Below are 15,744 nucleotides of genomic sequence, written 5' to 3' on the forward strand. Positions count from 1 at the left end.
ATGTAGTGGAATGCATATTTAACCCAGTTTATTCCATTACTACTGGTTTAACGGTAGCATTGGTGGCCTGTATAGGGAATATGAAAAGAAGTGCATATGAAGAGAATACATGTTGAGCCTGCCTGGTCTTTTCGAGATGAAGCTGGCCACCGTCTCGACCCTCAGCTGTTTCTTCTGTTAAATGGCATTCATGACAAAGGTAAGTTGACTGAAGCAGCGCGACAGGTTGGGATTTCTTATCGTCACAGCTGGAATTTACTGAATAACTGGGCGGCATTTTTTGGTTGTGAATTAGTGGCCCTGCAAAAAGGTAAAGGTGCCAGTCTTACGCCTTTGGGGGAAAAGCTGCTTTGGGCCGAGCAGCGTGTGGTTGCCCGGTTGGAGCCGCAACTTAAAAGCTTGGCATCGGAATTAAACCTGGAAATTCAGCGTAGCCTGGAAGGAGTTAGTCCGCTATTGCGGATGCATGCCAGCTATGGCTACGCGGTAGAACTGCTGCCGGACTTTGCGGGCGACTACCAGCTTGATCTGCAATATCGAAGTGCTGAAGAAGCGCTTGCTTCTCTCAATCGAGGCAGCTGCGATGTTGCCGGGTTCCATGTGCCTATAGAGATCCTCAGCGATACATTGATTGATAGCTATCGCCGATACCTTAAACCCCGAGTACATAAGATCATTCGATTTATTACCCGCTGCCAGGGCATCATGATCCGTTCGGGTAATCCATGTGAGATTTATGATTTAAAGGATCTTGCCGGAAAAAATGTGCGATTTATTAACCGTCAGAAAGATTCCGGTACTCGAGCCCTGCTCGATGAACTGCTGCTCCGTGCTGGCGTTAATAGTGCTCGTATCAATGGTTTTGAGAATGAAGAGTACACCCACTCAGCCATTGCGGCATATGTTGCTTCCGGAATGGCTGATGCGGGTTTTGGCGTAGAAGCAGCGGCTAGACGCTTTGGCTTGGAATTTATCCCGATAACCACTGAGCATTATCTGATGGTTTGCCATAGCAAGACTCTGAAACAATCGGCAACCCGGAGTCTGCTGGCATCGATTGGGGGAACTGAGTTTCAGAAGGCCGTCGAGGAACTGCCTGGATATTCACTGAATAACTGTGGTGATGTTGTGGGTATTGAAGAAATTTTCCCTTGGTTTAGTGGTTAAAGTGCATAGACCGTATTGTCAGATGAACTTTATTCAGGGGTGTTTAAAGCGCTTCCACTAAATAATCCTGTTTCTAAATAAAGAACCGCGCCATGCCGTAGCTGATTAACCCGACTGCAATTGTTATCAGCAGGTGACGGCTCAGTAAAGCAGTTATTAGTGCTGCGATAGTGGCGATCAGGTGATGATTGTAAAGGTTGAACTCAATAGCTCCGTCTCTGATTAAACTATTCTGGATAACAATGGCTGAGAGTACAGCAACAGGTACATAGTTTAATGCAGACTCTATCAGTGGAGGAATGGTCACTAGACCAGCAAGTCCAAAGGGTAAGTAGCGGGGGGTGAAGGTCAGTATTGCCATTGCGAAAATTAAACCCCAGTCAGTCATCCTTGAGTCTCCCTGAAGCTATTTGAATCTGTTTTCATTGGTGAGTCTTGTGTCTTGAACAGGGTTTCAAGCGTTATCCCCACGATAATGGCAACTAACGCAGAAAACAGCAGGCCTGTTTGGTTTGGCCAGTCAAAAGTGAAGGCCGCACAGCTGCCTGCAGTTATTGCACAGGCCCAGTAGGAATGGTTTTTCAAGGCAGGTACGATGATGCCAACAAATGCGACTATCATTGCAACATCCAGCCCCCAACTGGTCATATCGGGAACCTGTTCTCCCAGTAGCACACCGGCTGCACTGAAAAAGACCCAATTGCTGTACATGGCCAAGGCGGACCCCAGATAGTAATAATGCAGCAACTGATGATCGCCAGGTGCTGGGTGGGGGGGATTGCGCTGGAGCTGGTGAATCCGGTTGCTGACGACTGCGTAGGTTTCATCGGTCAGAGTAAAGGCCATTATGATTTTCAGTCGCTGAGGCAAGTGAACGACTTTAGACATCAGGCTGGTGGCGTAGAGCATGTGTCTCAAGTTGACCACAAAGACGGTCAGTAGAATGATGGGTAACGCGGTTGATGAGGCCAAAAGAGTGACAGCTATGAATTGAGAGGCTCCGGCAAATACCATCACCGACATACCGAGAGCTGTCCAGCTAGATAAACCTTCCGAAATGGCCATGGCCCCATAAACAATAGCAAAAGGCATTGCAGCCACTAGCAAAGGCAGCGTATCACGTGCACCGTTGATTCCTTGCTGGAAGGCGACAGATGGTTTTCTTGTCATTAATTTCTCCGTGTCTTGTCGGGAAGAACGCGCTATTTAATCGAACGAACTGACCGGATTGGCGAACTGTCAGTTATATAGAGGAGAGTCTATTGATGAAACAGAAAGCTGTCTTGTACGTTATTGACCAGCAGGAGTTATTAAGCAGAGACAGGCGGTACTTATCCATTGCTCGTGTTTTTAAATATCAGCTTGTTATAACTGGTTTAGCTTAGAGTCGTGTTGTTACACGGCCTGAAGACGCAGAGACACAGAGGTAAGAGGCCATTCAACCATCTTGAAGTAAGCGTTGGATGGATCATTTTTTTGCTTTCCTTGTTTTATCCATCTTCGGCAGGTTACTAAAATTCTTGCGGCTTCATTATGAGACAACAGAATACTCATCTGATTCCAGGCGTACTCCTGCACGGTTTCAATTGAGTACAAATAGATATCAATATAGTCCTGCTCTTCTTCGCTCAGAAGAGAATCAGCGACCTTGAACAATTTGTTAGTCACAGTCATTTTTTAGTAGCACCTATTTGTCGCTTGACGACAAATTGTCCTTATATGCCAAAGAGCTCCAATCTTAACTTTTTGTTGAACAGAGCCCTGTTTTCCGGTTGCGTCAGAGCCGGAAAAAACCTGCATTTGTGCCCGGACTTTTCTGCTTTATCAAGCGAAAGCAGCCCTGTTTGATCCTGCAGGAAGTTGAGATGAGGTTTTCCGCTACTTCATGTCAGTGTGACAATGGAAGTATTTGTAAATTTTATAGATTGAGTTCGCTGAATACCACAATATTCATAATATTGTATATATAATCACGCTTTTTAAAGGCTTCTGAAATCAGGAAACCGTTGATAACAGACTTAATTACTAGGTGATTGGAATTATTAGTGATTTTTATCACCACACTTTGGCAGAGCTAACCCGGATCTCATCTCTTTAATCCGATGATGAGAGTTGCCTGATGACGATTGTGGACATAGCGGAAGCTTAGGTTCCTTACTGCCTTCGCTTGAAGTCGGTGACTGGTGATCGTTTTCAGTACCGCTTTATGTTCAAAGAGGCTCTTCAAAAGGTTGATAAAAACGAGCTTAGTGGGTCGCTTTGAAGTAGCGCCCTGGAGTGATTCCCATCATCTTTTTAAAATGGCGATGAAGGTGGCTTTGATCGGTAAATCCGGTATCTGCAGCGATGTCTGATAGTTTAGCACCTTGCCTGATCAGTTTTTTTGCTTTTTGGATACGCAGTACCACTTGGTAGGCATGAGGAGGAAGACCTACATGGCGCTGAAATAAGCGTGCCAGATAGTGTGGGTTTAGCTCCACCAGTTGAGCTAGCTGTTGTAAAGAAACGTTCTCGTTGAGATGGTTACAGAGGTAGTTTTTAACGTTCTGAACAGTCACGGGTTGTCGATCAACAGCGGGTAAATAGCTACCACGGCCACCATGTCGTTGAATAAACTGAGTCATTACTTCCAGATAATAGCTCTGTCGTTCCAGAGGATTGTTGGAATATTGCAGCAGGTCGAACATCTGACGCAGTTTTGCGGCCATATAAGGATCGTATATGACGGGGTTAGTAAACCAGGGAATGCCACTGTTAGGGCCCTGTAATTCTTCAGAAACCAGAGCTAACATCTCAGGAGTCGGGTAAATGGCCCGATAAGACCAGCCATTTTCACTGACACAATGACCATCATGTACCTGGTCCGCATTCACCAGAATAATACTGTTCTGAGGCGCGATATGGTTACTACCCTCTCGGTAGAACTGTTGCGCTCCCGTATCTATGACGCCAATGCAAAAACCTTCATGAACATGACGGGAAAACCGTTGAAGGTGGTAGTTTGCATTCAATAGCTCAAGACCGCCAAGATCTTCCGCGTAGCTGTAGTGGGCAGTATCTTTGATTTTTTGAACCATCTGTCTATTCCGTCTCTTTCAGACGTACAGTTTAGCAAAGTCGTCTACCAGTCGTTTTGTACGTTATTGACCTTAGGGAGCTGACCAGGCACTGTTTTCTATACTTAACTACATAAAATAATTAAGATTTTCCTGTCGAAAGACTACCTTCTGGGAAGCCAGTATAAGATTGTCTGCGATCTTTGACTAATAATGAAATGTAGGTACAACTTTTGGTGCATAATTGTTTTGATAATATTCTACCTGTTGATGAGTATGGTGGCGGCTTAGCCACTAGTTGAGACTATAAAACAATGGCCAATTTTTATACGGAAGATAGAATTAGTATTAAAACGCTGGATGATATCGTTAGTCGTCCCCATTATGAAGCTTCTGTGCCTCCACGACGTTCGTTGTTTCGCTACGTGCTGGCGGCTTATTCATTTCCTCGAAAAATAGCCTGCTGCAGTGTCAGTGACTGTTATCAGAATCACAAAAAAGGTTACTTAGTGCGGACTGCGGAAAGCGGTGAATGCAGTATTTGTGAAAACTGCGCTAAACGCTTTATGGATCCGCAGGCATTGACCCCTCCAAAGGCCTCCCGTCGCCGGTCTTCGCCATCAGCCTCGTCCAGAGCCAGCTCGACGGGCAGCTCTCCCAGAGCCTCTAGACCAGTGATTCAATCAGCAATTCGGCATATTGAGCTGGATACTTTTATCAGCCAAAGTGAAGGCATCAAGGAAAGAGTTAAAGAACTCAAGCAGATGTCCAAAGGGGCAAACTGGTTGTTTAAGTCTTTAAGCCAATTTCAAAAAACTTATCCTGCTGAGTTGTTTTCAGCGTTAGAAGAGTTGCGGCTTAAAAAAGAGGAAAGTACTGTCTATGAGCAACTGATAGAGAGTAATGCCACCGATCAGCAATTACAGAACGTGGAACAGTTAGCGGGACTGGGGGTGTTTTCTGCGGACCTCGACATTCGACAACTGTTGATTGAACGTATTCTCAAACCCTTGAAGGAATTAGACGAAAAGGCTAAAAAAGTGGAGTCTCAAGGGAGTATAGGTGTGCCTGTTGATTGGTCTGATCAGGTGGAGGGCTACTTTATATTAGCTGAAAAACTGATCGCTGAGGCTCAGCTGTTTTTCTCTGAAGAAAACCTTGAAAGGCTCAAGAGTATTCCCCTTACACCTAAAGCAGCACAGACTGTTCGAACTTTGCGATGGGACTGTGAAAAAGGTGATGTTGTTAAGAGTTAGTTACTCATAACGGGTAACAGCGTAAAACGGGAAGGGTGGGCTCTAGAGCCAGGGCCCACTGAGAACACAGTAGACTTATTCATAGGTTCTCTAACGATAGAAACAATCTGGATCTATAGGTTTTGGTTTGGATTGTTTTTGAGCCGGTGACTTTATACCTTGCTGTTCTTTCCATCGGCGTAATTCTTCAAAATAGGCATCCCATACACAAGGGCAGCAACTTCCTCCACCACAGCATTCATTAGGTGCTGGTTTAGTGGGTTTTTCCAGTTTATCAGGCATAGATATAATCTCGGACTGAAGCTTCGCGTCAAAAAAGATGAATCAGGCCCCGGGAAAAGGGTTTCATCTAAGTATGTCTGTGATTTCAAATATACTACGGGAAATGCCTACAGAGCTCTACGTTGATCAGGTTCGATGCTGTATCTCGAATGTTTTCTGGATATTGGACGATAATGAGTCGGAAAATGGCCGTATTTTCCCTTAAATCGCATGAGTTTCCATTAATTCTCGATCTTGTTGAAATTATTTCCAGCTCAGAGGCGAGAGAATGAAATATGATTAATAAGCCCCTTAACGGCTACGGAAGATTGGGGAGGAAATAGCCATGATTCAGAGAATCTATGATAATGAACCTGGTATGCTGGAGTTTGTGGCCAGCGGTAAACTGACCGACTTTGAATACCAGTCCGTTCTCATTCCACAGGTAGAAAACGCAATTCAGGAGTCTGGCAAAATTAATGTGCTGTGGAAGATGGATAATTTTGACGGCTGGGAGCTGCATGCCGCCTGGGATGAGTTTCTGCTGGCGTTAAAGACTCGAGATACAATCGAAAGAATAGCCCTTGTGGGTGATAAACCCTGGCAGAAAAAATTAGTGACCTATCTTAAGCCACTAACTCACGCGGAGGTCCAATACTATGACAGTGATCGTAGTGAGGAGGCTCAAGACTGGCTGAAACACTCGGATGAAGTGAAACACTAGGCTGCACTGAAACAGTACCGGCACTTCTTATCAAAGAAGCCAAATGACTAAAACGCATTAAAATGTGCGAAGGGGCCAAAAGGTCCCTTCTTTTTTGGCTGATACTGATCGCTGGCCATTAGTTATCCGATAACACAATGGTGAATAATTCTGTCTTAGACTCTCGCCCTCTGAGTTGCACTGAGTGCTTAGGTTGTGCCTGATAGCTGGATGGAAGCTGTATATGCTGTAGCAGTTCCGATGAAATCAGCAGGGGACAGTCAAGAGTCTTGCAATGGCTTTCGATTCTGGCTGCGGTATTTACGGTGTCGCCAAAGTAGGATATTTCCTGTTTTTGATCTCCGCATTCACTAATGACAACAGGACCACCATGGAGGCCAACCCGAAAGCGGGGGACGGTCTGGAACTGCTGTTTATATTTTTCGGATTTTTCTACTACTCGCCGGACAATTGCAAAGTAGCAGTCGATAGCGCGTATGTTTTCTTCCGGGCTTTTAAGAGGCCAGGTAACGACCACCTGATCACCAACATAGCGATGAATCTCACCCCCAAATTCGATAATCGGCTCAGATATATCGAAAAAAAACTGAGTAATCATGGTCTGTACACCTAAGTCTCCCAGACGCTCGGTTAAGGCGGTCGAGTCTGCCAGATCGAGAAAAAGAAATATGGTGTCTTCATGAACGGGTTGATGGTAACGGCCGAGGATAAAATTGACTAATGTTCGAGCACCGATGATACGGACAATCTGAGTGATGGTCAGCAAGACTGTGGCAACCAGAATGACGATAACAACGGTTTGATAAAAGTCTGGACTAAGTAAAAATTTGAAACTAAGTGCTTCGAGGAATATTGCCTGACTGATAAAGCCAGACAGGATTACAATATTGGTTAATACAAAGGCTTTAACGGCGATAACCTTAAGAAAATACATCCGGCGGATCATGGCGCCGTAGCGACTGGGTATCCAGAACAGATCAAAGGCCAGGTATAGAGAAGCACCAAAAAACCAGCTAAAGCTATCAAAAGCCAGATTGTTATATTCAACGGGGATGCTGGATTCACGCGTCAGATAACTGTGAGTAAAGCCTGCCAGCACTGAAAGGGCTATCAGAGTAATATACAGGCGAATTCTTTGACGTGTTCGTCTGGACAATTGAGCTTCCTGTTTGCGGGTCAGTACTGCATTAGTACTGAGGTTCCTGTGTGTTTGGAAAAAGCTGCGACTAAGCCAGATAATGAATGAAAGGAGTTGTTCGCAGGTTTCCTGCTTGGATCATAACGTTAATCAGGAGTCAGGAGAACCTGAGTCGCTATTGGCCAAAGCGCGTTGGCTGGGATGATGGTATCTGTTTCAGATTCTCTATCCGAAATGATCAGGTATAATCTCCAGGTTGTAACGGAGACCTTGCCATTTTGATAGGCGATACGTTTGATTGATGGTGATGTTTGATTAGCGGTGCGGTGTCGGGGTGTAGTATGAGTTTGAATTCATGAGTGACAAATTACCGATCCTGTATACTTTTCGGCGCTGTCCATATGCCATTCGAGCTCGTTTGGCTATTGCCCGTAGCGGTCAGTCGGTGGTTTGGCGAGAAGTGGCTTTGAAGGCAAAACCAGACAGTCTGTTGAACATTTCGCCAAAAGCAACGGTACCGGTGCTGCAACTGGAGACGGGCAAGGTTATCGACGAAAGTTGGGAAATCATGCTCTGGGCACTGGAGCAGAATGATCCCGAGCGTTGGCTTGATCCTGATACCAGCATTCAGCATCAGATTAATGGATTGATTCTTGAAAACGATGTGCACTTTAAACCTTGTCTTGATCGTTACAAGTATGCCGATAGGTATCCGGAAAAACCTGCTGAGGCATATCGGTCAGAGGGGGAAGTATTTCTGGCGCAGCTGGAGCAGCGTCTGAAATTGACATCCTATTTGGCGGGTGAACGCTTGACCTTGGCAGATGCTGCTATTTTTCCTTTTATTCGTCAGTTTGCCGGGGTGGATCCTGGCTGGTTTGAAAGGGCTCCTTATCCTCGAGTACAGCGCTGGTTGCAGCAATGGCTGGACTCGGAGCTGTTTCAATCAATAATGGTAAAATATTCTCCGTGGCAGGAAGGGGATGATCCTATCGTGTTTCCAGTTCCGCGATCAGTGCTCAATAGTTAAGTAATTTCTTATTTGACAGTTTCTTTGTGTCTCTCTATAACGGGTACCCAGCGCTTTCAGGTGCCCTAACCGAATATTGGTAACGGGAGAATCGGGAAATCGGTGAAAGTCCGATACGTGCCCAACGCTGTATAGGAGATTACACAGAACAGGTGGAAACCAGCCACTGGCTGTTAAATAGCTGGGAAGGCTTCTGTGTAAAGTGATCCTGAGTCAGAAGACCGGCCTGATAGCTGATTAGAGATGTTTGGTCAGACACTCTTAATTTTCCATAGCAAGGGGAATATATATGGAAAACTCAGCGGAATATAATCCAGTAGCCTCTCAATCCTCAGGCATTGATTCACTCAGTGGCGCGGACAGCAATGGCCTGAAAAACCATCAGTCGGAGGTCCAGTTTGATCAACAGGAACGAGATGGCCTTTACAAAACAATTTTTAATCGCCGTGATGTACGGGGCCAGTTTAAGTCTGATCCTATTCCAGACGAGGTTCTTGGTCGTATCCTTTATGCTGCCCACCATGCGCCATCAGTAGGTTTTATGCAGCCCTGGGATTTTATGGTGATAAGGGATCCTGGAGTAAAAAAACAAGTCCATGAATCTTTTCTAGTGGCCCATAACGAAGCGGTAGAAATGTTCCCAGAGGAAAAGCGGGATACCTACAGATCCCTCAAACTGGAAGGGATTATGGAGTCGCCGGTGAATATTTGCATTACTTGTGACCGTAAACGCACAGGTCCAACCGTTATCGGTCGTACCCATATCAAATCGATGGATGTTTATAGCAGCGTTTGTGCCGTGCAAAATTTGTGGCTAGCGGCTAGAGCAGAAGGGTTGGGTGTCGGTTGGGTCAGTATTGTTAAACAGCGAGAATTGCAGTCTGCTCTGGGGATTCCGTCAAATATAGTACCTGTTGCTTATCTCTGTGTTGGTTATGTCAGTCACTTTTTTGCTAAACCGGAGTTGGAAAGTGCTGGCTGGCTTCCTCGTCAACCGTTGGAGGAGCTGGTGCATTTTGATCAATGGCAAAACCACGCCAGTCCGGAACAGGAATCCCTCATAGAACAGATTCAAGAGCTGCGTGATTTTCCAGCGAGCTTTTAGTGGCCTCTAAGTCAGGCTGCCTGCTTTGTAATGGGATTAGCTCAATACTGTTTTTTATCAGCATTGGTCGAAGTCGATCGGTTTCGTTGTGTTGGCAGTGGAATGGATGGGAGGATCTTATTCAGATCCTCTTTCAGGACACTTTCAGCCAGGTTCCCGTCCTGAGCTTTCTTTCACGGGAAGCAGGGGGACGAATCTAACCGCTAACAACGGCTTTTTGTTTACTTTTCCCTGTTTATTTTTGTCAACAAGGTAAAGAGTCTGGCCCAGATGCTGAGGACCGACCGGAATCAGCATCCGTCCACCGTTAGTTAACTGATCAATCAATGCTGGTGGAATCTGATCTGCAGCAGCTGTGACCAGAATTCCATCATAGGGCGCATGTTCTATAAACCCCAGTTTTTCACCACCTAGAATACAATCGATATTGTTGAAATTCAGACGTTCAAGACGGGCTTTTGCTTGCAAATGAAGTACTGGGTTAATCTCAACCGAGTACACTTTTTTTACCAGGCGGGAAAGCACGGCTGCTTGATAACCAGAACCTGTACCGACTTCCAGACAGTTGTATTCAGGTTTGGGATCCAGTAAATCAGTCATCAGTGCTACCATATAAGGCTGGGAAATCGTCTGTCCGTGACCGATGGGAAGAGGGATATTGTAATAGGCCTGAGCGAGTAGTTCTTCCGGTACAAACTGGTTACGGGGAACGGATGCCATTGCCTCCATGGTGTCGGGTGAAAAGGCGCTGCGACCGGTCATTTCCGCTGTTAGCTCAGCATCCATACTGATCTCGTCTAACATCTGCTGTTGTCTGTTCATCGGTCTTGTCCGGATGGTTTCGCTAGTCGGTTTTCTCTCTTGGCTCAGCATTAGCCTATCTGTTAAGTTTAGTTAACCGATTGGCTTCTGGAAAAGAAAGTGCGTCCTGAATAAGCCACAGAAATCTAGATCAATAACAAATTATTAACTCTGGTTATTGGCAACTTTCGGGCAAAAGTGCTCCGATTGCCCTAAGCTCAGTCTATAGAAGGGAAAAATGCCCAAGGCTGGGCCTGTCGATAGGAGAGCACGATTATGTCTATATCTCCTCGTATACGAGAGTACCTGGATAACCAGGAGATTCCCTACCAACTTGTCCATCATCGCTATTCTGAGACAGCTAGAGGCTGTGCGGAAGCCGCTCATATTCCGCTTTCTCGCATGGTTAAAGCCGTTATTCTCAGAGATGACGAAGGTTTTATAATGGCTTTAGTCCCCGCAGATAAGAGTGTGGATATTAATGCTATTAACCTCCGTACCAATCGGCTGCTGAGTACTGCTACTCAAAAAGATGTGAATCTGATATTCAGAGATTGCACCAAAGGCGCGGTACCTGGTATCGGGCAAGCCTACAATCTAAGAATTATCTGGGATGATCGCATTCTGGATGAGCCTGACTGTTATTTGGAAGCGGGATCTCATGAAGACCTTATTTACCTGGCCAGAAAAGAGTTGTCGGCTTTGGTAAAAGACAGGGAGCATGGCTTGATTTGCCATTGAACCTGCTGGCGGTTAAGCCGTTTAATTATGACATGGCTAAAACCCCAATGGCGGTCTGCTATTGGGGTTTTCAGGAGGGATTAATTTATGCCTAAATGGGTTTCAAGCTGAACCTTCAAAGCAGCGAGCTTTTCTCCCATCTGTTCTATTTCAGCGCGAACGGTGGCATCGGTAGTCGGTTGCAATTCTATTTCGTCGTAGGGCGAGGCGAGGGGAAGAGAATGCAGACGTTGGATAATCGAGTCTCGTAGCTGCTCCTTATTTCCCGCAGTGATTTCAGTATTATCGATTTCCTCGCACAAGGAACAGATATCGAGATGTAACTGCTTTAATTCGCTAGGCGATTTATTCTCTAGATTCATCGTGTTAAGACTCCTCTTCTCTATAACTTAGTGTGTTTCTGAAAAATTCCCAAGCATTGCTAATGCTCAAATTCACGGGGATATAAATCATATGTATACCACCGATAGTTCTTTTTCGCTATCCGTCCGTTTCGGGTGTTAATTATTTCAACGGTTGAGCGTTATGGATTAGCAACAATGGCTGTGGCACTTTGATGATTCTACGGTTTTGACTCCATCTGATCGTAGTCTTCAGGGTTATCATGTCGAATTGAGAAGCGTTCACGGTAGGCTCGAGGACTCAGGCCTACTTCCCGATGAAAAAGGCGGCGAAAAGAGCTGCTATCGATATAGCCCACTCGTTCTACGATTCTGTCTATGGTCATATGGCTGCTTTCCAGCAGGCGTTTGGCGGCTTCCAGGCGCAAAGCCTGAATGTATGCCGAAGGGGTCTTACCCGTAGCTGCTTTAAACCGCCTGATGAATGTGCGTCGGCTAACTGAGAATTTATCTGCCAGTTGATTAAGAGATATGCTTTGAGACAGTCCTTTTTCAATCCACTCCTCTGCCGCTGTCACCATTGAATCATGATGTTGACGAACCATTTGAATACTGGAATAGGGTATTTGTGACTGTCGATTGATGTCTACGAGCATTATTCGTGCACAGGCCAGCATCAGCTCATGCCCTCCCAATACCCTAAGCAATTCTAAGCACAGGTTTTGATAGGCCGTGGTTGCACCTGCGGTAAAAATTCCACGATCTTCCACAACTATTTGGTCGAGGCACAATTCTACCGTTGGATACTGTTGTCGTAAGGGTTCTGCCAACCACCAGGCGGTTGTGGCCCGGTGGTTATCCAGCAGGCCGCTGGCTGCCAACAGAAATGTGCCTGAGCAGTTGGCAGCAATCTTCACCCCCGCTTGTTGTTGAGCTTTTAGCCATTGATGAACGGCTCCGAAACCTGCAAAAGTCTGCTCCAGGTGTTTCAGACTCTGGTACTGGAGTCCCGGTACAATGATGACATCTGCGTGTATCGCCTCATTCAGAAGCAAATCAGCTTCCAGTCGTATTCCACTGGAACTCACCACAGAACGCTGTCCCTGACTGATTAAACGCCACTGAAATAAATTCTGTTGTTCTTCAGTACTTATGTATTGCCAGTAGGCATTGGCGATATTGAAGAGGTCGATGGGTCCTGTAATGTTGCTGGCTACACAGCCGTCATAAATCAGAATATCGATAGTTTTCATCGGTATCACAGGCAAGTTGCTACAAAAACAAACAGATGGCACTAATGGCATCTTTAGTGTCCATAGTGACACTTATGCCTACATCAAACAAGCGATACAGTTATTACTTCGATTATCAGATCGATAAAAACCAAAGAGTGCTCAAAATATTGAGGATTCTCCGTTAGATAACTGCCTTTGAGGTGTAGGTTATGAACAGATTCTTGTTTCTCAGTTGTGTGAAAACGCTAAGTGTACTGGCTTGTCTGATGGTTCTGGCGCTGTTGTTTTACCTTGGAACAGTGGCTGAGCTTCCTCTGTTTGCCTATTTTGTGGTACTGCCAGTGCTGGCCCTGGTGACTTTGACGGCCTTCATACTGGTGATGCGTTGGGTGCTTATGGGGGGCGTATTCTATGGGTTTAGCCAGACAGATCTTCCTGACCAGTCCTATGAGCAAGAGTTGTGGCGGTAATCGGGGTTGCTTCATACAACCCCAATACTACAGTCCCGGCGACTCTTTACTGATACTTTGATTTATCTCAGGGAGCGGGAGGGTTTGGTGCCTCCCAGTCACCGGTCATTCTTGGGCAGGGCTCTGCCTCCCCCCAAATACGCTTGAGAGGCAATACGCCAGCCCAGACAGGCCAATTGTAGTCTTGCTCATCATCGGCGGGAGGTGCTGCTCTTAGTTTTGCAGAAGCTTCATTGATGGGCATTGATAAAATTCCAGTTGCTGTTAGCTCTTTGCTTTGCATTGGACGCAGTTCTTTCCATCGATTCGGGGCGACACGATCGATAAAGATTTCCAGCTGGCGTGCTTTTTCTGCTTCATCCACGATTTTTTCCGGAGTGCCGAAGATCATCACTGAGCGATAATTTACTGAATGGTGGAATGCGGAACGAGCCATTACAAGGCCATCCAATAATGCCAGCGTGAGACATACCGGTTGATTCTCTGCACCAGCTACCATCCGGCTCTTGGAGCCGCCATGCCAGTAGATTTTGTCTCCATCCCGCCAGTGGGAAGTGGGCATTACAAAGGGGCGCCCCTTAACAACCATTCCGATATAGGAAACCAGAGCTTCATCAATGATGTTGTAGATAAGCTGGCGGTTATAGCTACCTCTCTTTCTTCCACGCTTTATTTGGGTTTGCTCTGTGATTTCTAATTCACTCATTGGAAATGCCTCAACAAATTGTCCTGTGACCTGGAGATGCCTGTAGTCTGAGGATTAACGCACGGCCATTTCAGACATCAGTGATTATCGCTAAGAACCGCTGTGTTTCGGTTACGGGGACCATGGTAAGATCTGTATGGTATCTGATAAATATCCAATTTTTTTTCAAATGGAGATACCAGTGGTGAACCTTCGGGATGAGTTAGCAACGCTCAGTCTGCGGCTGGATAAGAGCGGAGTTCGTCCTCTGTATTTACAATTGGCTGATCAACTGCGTCAGTTGATTAATAATGCCCGACTGCACCCAGGTGACCGTTTGCCCTCGAGTCGCAGACTGGCGGAAGAACTGGGAATATCCCGAACATCTGCTCTTAATGCTTATGATCAGTTAATTGCTGAGGGGCTGCTGATTACAAGACCTGCTTCAGGGGTTTTTGTTTCAGCTATTGAGCAAGCTGTAACAACTCCAACCGATGGGACTGCCCACTGTCAGTCAGGTCTTGGTCGTCCAGGGGCTTCTATCGAAGCGGCGGGCCTGTTTGACGCGGGACCTGATATTGATCAGTTTCCATTTGATGATTGGGCACGCTGTTTAAGCCGGGTGTGGCGTAGGCCTGATCCGGGATTATTGCGGGATCGTCATCCAGGCGGATACTGGCCACTAAGGCAGGCTATTTCCCGTTACTTAAAAGTGATGCGGGATATACAAGTATCTCCCGAGCAGGTGATCGTCACCGCCGGTAACCGAGACGCTCTTTCGTTAATCGCAACCGTCTTGCTGCAAACGGAATACTCGCGGCCACAAGTAGAACATTCACTGTTACAGACTAACCCCCCGTCTCAAACCAACAGTACCGTTTGGCTGGAGGACCCGGGCTATCCTCAACTGAGACAGGGCCTCATGGCTGCAGGGGCTAAACTGGAATATTGCCCGGTTGATGAGCATGGAATGACATTACCCGCTGCAGGTGCTCCTGGATGTTTTGCCTGGATGACACCTGCACGACAATACCCCCTGGGGGTCAATATGTCGACACAGAGGCGGTTGGATTGGTTGTCTCGTAGTCGAGAGGATAATTTCTGGTTAGTTGAAGATGACTACGATTCTGAATTTCACTACCGCAAGGCTCCAGCTGCTCCGCTGTTTAATCTGGATCATCAGCAACAGGTTATTCTGGTTGGTAGTTTTTCGAAAGTAATGTTTAGAACACTAAGGATTGGATATTTACTGGCGCCCGAGCGATTGGTTGAACCCTTACTGGCCGCTCAGCATAATCTGGGTACCCTGGCCTCCATGCCGGTACAGCCTGCGCTGGCTGAGTTTTTGGAGCATCGGCGATTTGCCAGCCATTTACGGCGTATGAAACGCTGCTATCAACAGCGCAGGGATTACCTTTTTGAACTGTTGGAAACACATTTGGGAGATAGTTTTTGCACAGAGTTACCTGATAGGGGTATGCATCTCGTATCTTTGCTGGATTCAGGAGTCGGAGTCACTGATTATTGGCTGGAACAGCAGCTGGCCGATCGTCAGGTACATGTTTCAGCGTTATCCAGCCATTATAAGAACGCTAACGTTCAGGGGCTGTTGTTAGGCTTTTCTGGTAGTTCAGAGCAGCAGTTGTTAACCGGTGTCAAAATACTAAAAGAACTGCTCAGGGATTCCAGTTAGCCCCAACATGTCCACCAGGGATATAACTGCTCAGGGCCACT

The 15,744-nt window shown here is 46.3% G+C and carries 18 protein-coding genes and 1 riboswitch; of the genes, 8 read left to right on the forward strand and 10 right to left on the reverse strand.

All coding sequences use genetic code 11. The annotated features are described in order from the left end of the window. The first annotated feature begins 96 nt into the window (after positions 1 to 96). A complete protein-coding gene (locus BGP75_RS01410; protein ID WP_076714325.1) occupies positions 97 to 1,167 on the forward strand; it encodes a substrate-binding domain-containing protein in 1,071 nt (356 codons plus the stop codon). A gap of 73 nt (positions 1,168 to 1,240) precedes the next feature. On the opposite strand, the gene BGP75_RS01415 is transcribed toward BGP75_RS01410, so the two are convergent. The 4 genes from BGP75_RS01415 to BGP75_RS01430 all read right to left on the reverse strand — a co-directional run bounded on the left by BGP75_RS01415 (position 1,241) and on the right by BGP75_RS01430 (position 4,244). Further along, on the reverse strand, positions 1,241 to 1,555 hold the full coding sequence (locus BGP75_RS01415) for an AzlD domain-containing protein (RefSeq protein ID WP_076714327.1): 315 nt from the start codon (positions 1,553 to 1,555) through the stop codon (positions 1,241 to 1,243). Further along, positions 1,552 to 2,337: an AzlC family ABC transporter permease gene (locus BGP75_RS01420; RefSeq protein WP_076714329.1), complete on the reverse strand. Its 786-nt coding sequence runs from the start codon at positions 2,335 to 2,337 to the stop codon at positions 1,552 to 1,554. The genes BGP75_RS01415 and BGP75_RS01420 overlap by 4 nt, the downstream gene beginning before the upstream one ends. A gap of 225 nt (positions 2,338 to 2,562) precedes the next feature. Further along, positions 2,563 to 2,841 carry a hypothetical protein gene (locus tag BGP75_RS01425; protein WP_076714331.1) on the reverse strand — a complete coding sequence of 93 codons (279 nt, stop codon included), beginning with the start codon at positions 2,839 to 2,841 and terminating at the stop codon, positions 2,563 to 2,565. 572 nt (positions 2,842 to 3,413) lie between these two features. Continuing rightward, the gene (locus BGP75_RS01430) at positions 3,414 to 4,244 is read right to left on the reverse strand and encodes an AraC family transcriptional regulator (RefSeq protein ID WP_076714333.1); all 831 of its coding nucleotides are present in this window, start codon (positions 4,242 to 4,244) and stop codon (positions 3,414 to 3,416) included. 293 nt (positions 4,245 to 4,537) lie between these two features. Here BGP75_RS01430 and BGP75_RS01435 point away from each other — a divergent pair, with 293 nt between their 5' ends. After that, positions 4,538 to 5,479 (forward strand): hypothetical protein, encoded by a 942-nt coding sequence (locus BGP75_RS01435; RefSeq protein WP_076714335.1) that lies wholly within the window; start codon positions 4,538 to 4,540, stop codon positions 5,477 to 5,479. Between the two features lie 90 nt (positions 5,480 to 5,569). On the opposite strand, the gene BGP75_RS01440 is transcribed toward BGP75_RS01435, so the two are convergent. Continuing rightward, on the reverse strand, positions 5,570 to 5,761 hold the full coding sequence (locus BGP75_RS01440; protein WP_076714337.1) for an oxidoreductase-like domain-containing protein: 192 nt from the start codon (positions 5,759 to 5,761) through the stop codon (positions 5,570 to 5,572). Between the two features lie 325 nt (positions 5,762 to 6,086). On the opposite strand from BGP75_RS01440, the gene BGP75_RS01445 reads away from it, so the two are divergent. Beyond that, on the forward strand, positions 6,087 to 6,464 hold the full coding sequence (locus BGP75_RS01445) for an STAS/SEC14 domain-containing protein (RefSeq protein WP_076714339.1): 378 nt from the start codon (positions 6,087 to 6,089) through the stop codon (positions 6,462 to 6,464). A 118-nt stretch (positions 6,465 to 6,582) separates the two neighbouring features. Here the strand turns inward: BGP75_RS01445 and BGP75_RS01450 are convergent, their stop codons facing one another. Next, the gene (locus BGP75_RS01450; protein WP_076714341.1) at positions 6,583 to 7,620 is read right to left on the reverse strand and encodes an adenylate/guanylate cyclase domain-containing protein; all 1,038 of its coding nucleotides are present in this window, start codon (positions 7,618 to 7,620) and stop codon (positions 6,583 to 6,585) included. Positions 7,621 to 7,957: 337 nt separating this feature from the next. On the opposite strand from BGP75_RS01450, the gene BGP75_RS01455 reads away from it, so the two are divergent. Further along, the gene (locus BGP75_RS01455) at positions 7,958 to 8,632 is read left to right on the forward strand and encodes a glutathione S-transferase (RefSeq protein ID WP_076714343.1); all 675 of its coding nucleotides are present in this window, start codon (positions 7,958 to 7,960) and stop codon (positions 8,630 to 8,632) included. A 41-nt stretch (positions 8,633 to 8,673) separates the two neighbouring features. Continuing rightward, positions 8,674 to 8,877, forward strand: a riboswitch (cobalamin riboswitch). A gap of 44 nt (positions 8,878 to 8,921) precedes the next feature. Next, a complete protein-coding gene (bluB, locus tag BGP75_RS01460; protein ID WP_083704564.1) occupies positions 8,922 to 9,737 on the forward strand; it encodes a 5,6-dimethylbenzimidazole synthase in 816 nt (271 codons plus the stop codon). A 144-nt stretch (positions 9,738 to 9,881) separates the two neighbouring features. Here bluB and BGP75_RS01465 read toward each other — a convergent pair whose 3' ends face one another. Beyond that, complete coding sequence (locus tag BGP75_RS01465; protein WP_076714345.1) at positions 9,882 to 10,559, reverse strand: protein-L-isoaspartate(D-aspartate) O-methyltransferase; 678 nt, start codon at positions 10,557 to 10,559, stop codon at positions 9,882 to 9,884. Positions 10,560 to 10,814: 255 nt separating this feature from the next. Between BGP75_RS01465 and BGP75_RS01470 the strand changes: the two genes are divergently transcribed. Further along, complete coding sequence (locus tag BGP75_RS01470; RefSeq protein ID WP_076714347.1) at positions 10,815 to 11,279, forward strand: aminoacyl-tRNA deacylase; 465 nt, start codon at positions 10,815 to 10,817, stop codon at positions 11,277 to 11,279. Positions 11,280 to 11,359: 80 nt separating this feature from the next. Here BGP75_RS01470 and BGP75_RS01475 read toward each other — a convergent pair whose 3' ends face one another. Both BGP75_RS01475 and BGP75_RS01480 read right to left on the reverse strand, forming a co-directional pair. After that, positions 11,360 to 11,641, reverse strand: a complete 282-nt coding sequence (locus tag BGP75_RS01475; RefSeq protein ID WP_076714349.1) for a hypothetical protein — start codon at positions 11,639 to 11,641, stop codon at positions 11,360 to 11,362. 200 nt (positions 11,642 to 11,841) lie between these two features. Continuing rightward, positions 11,842 to 12,873, reverse strand: coding sequence for a GlxA family transcriptional regulator (locus tag BGP75_RS01480; RefSeq protein WP_076714351.1), 1,032 nt, complete (start codon positions 12,871 to 12,873; stop codon positions 11,842 to 11,844). A 191-nt stretch (positions 12,874 to 13,064) separates the two neighbouring features. On the opposite strand from BGP75_RS01480, the gene BGP75_RS01485 reads away from it, so the two are divergent. Next, positions 13,065 to 13,325 carry a hypothetical protein gene (locus BGP75_RS01485; RefSeq protein WP_076714353.1) on the forward strand — a complete coding sequence of 87 codons (261 nt, stop codon included), beginning with the start codon at positions 13,065 to 13,067 and terminating at the stop codon, positions 13,323 to 13,325. Positions 13,326 to 13,392: 67 nt separating this feature from the next. Here the strand turns inward: BGP75_RS01485 and BGP75_RS01490 are convergent, their stop codons facing one another. Continuing rightward, complete coding sequence (locus tag BGP75_RS01490) at positions 13,393 to 14,031, reverse strand: pyridoxamine 5'-phosphate oxidase family protein (RefSeq protein WP_076714355.1); 639 nt, start codon at positions 14,029 to 14,031, stop codon at positions 13,393 to 13,395. Between the two features lie 181 nt (positions 14,032 to 14,212). Here BGP75_RS01490 and BGP75_RS01495 point away from each other — a divergent pair, with 181 nt between their 5' ends. Next, positions 14,213 to 15,703 carry a PLP-dependent aminotransferase family protein gene (locus tag BGP75_RS01495; RefSeq protein ID WP_158070046.1) on the forward strand — a complete coding sequence of 497 codons (1,491 nt, stop codon included), beginning with the start codon at positions 14,213 to 14,215 and terminating at the stop codon, positions 15,701 to 15,703. Positions 15,704 to 15,744: the final 41 nt, after the last annotated feature.

The organism is Motiliproteus sp. MSK22-1 (assembly GCF_001968815.1).
GTDB lineage: Bacteria > Pseudomonadota > Gammaproteobacteria > Pseudomonadales > Balneatricaceae > Motiliproteus.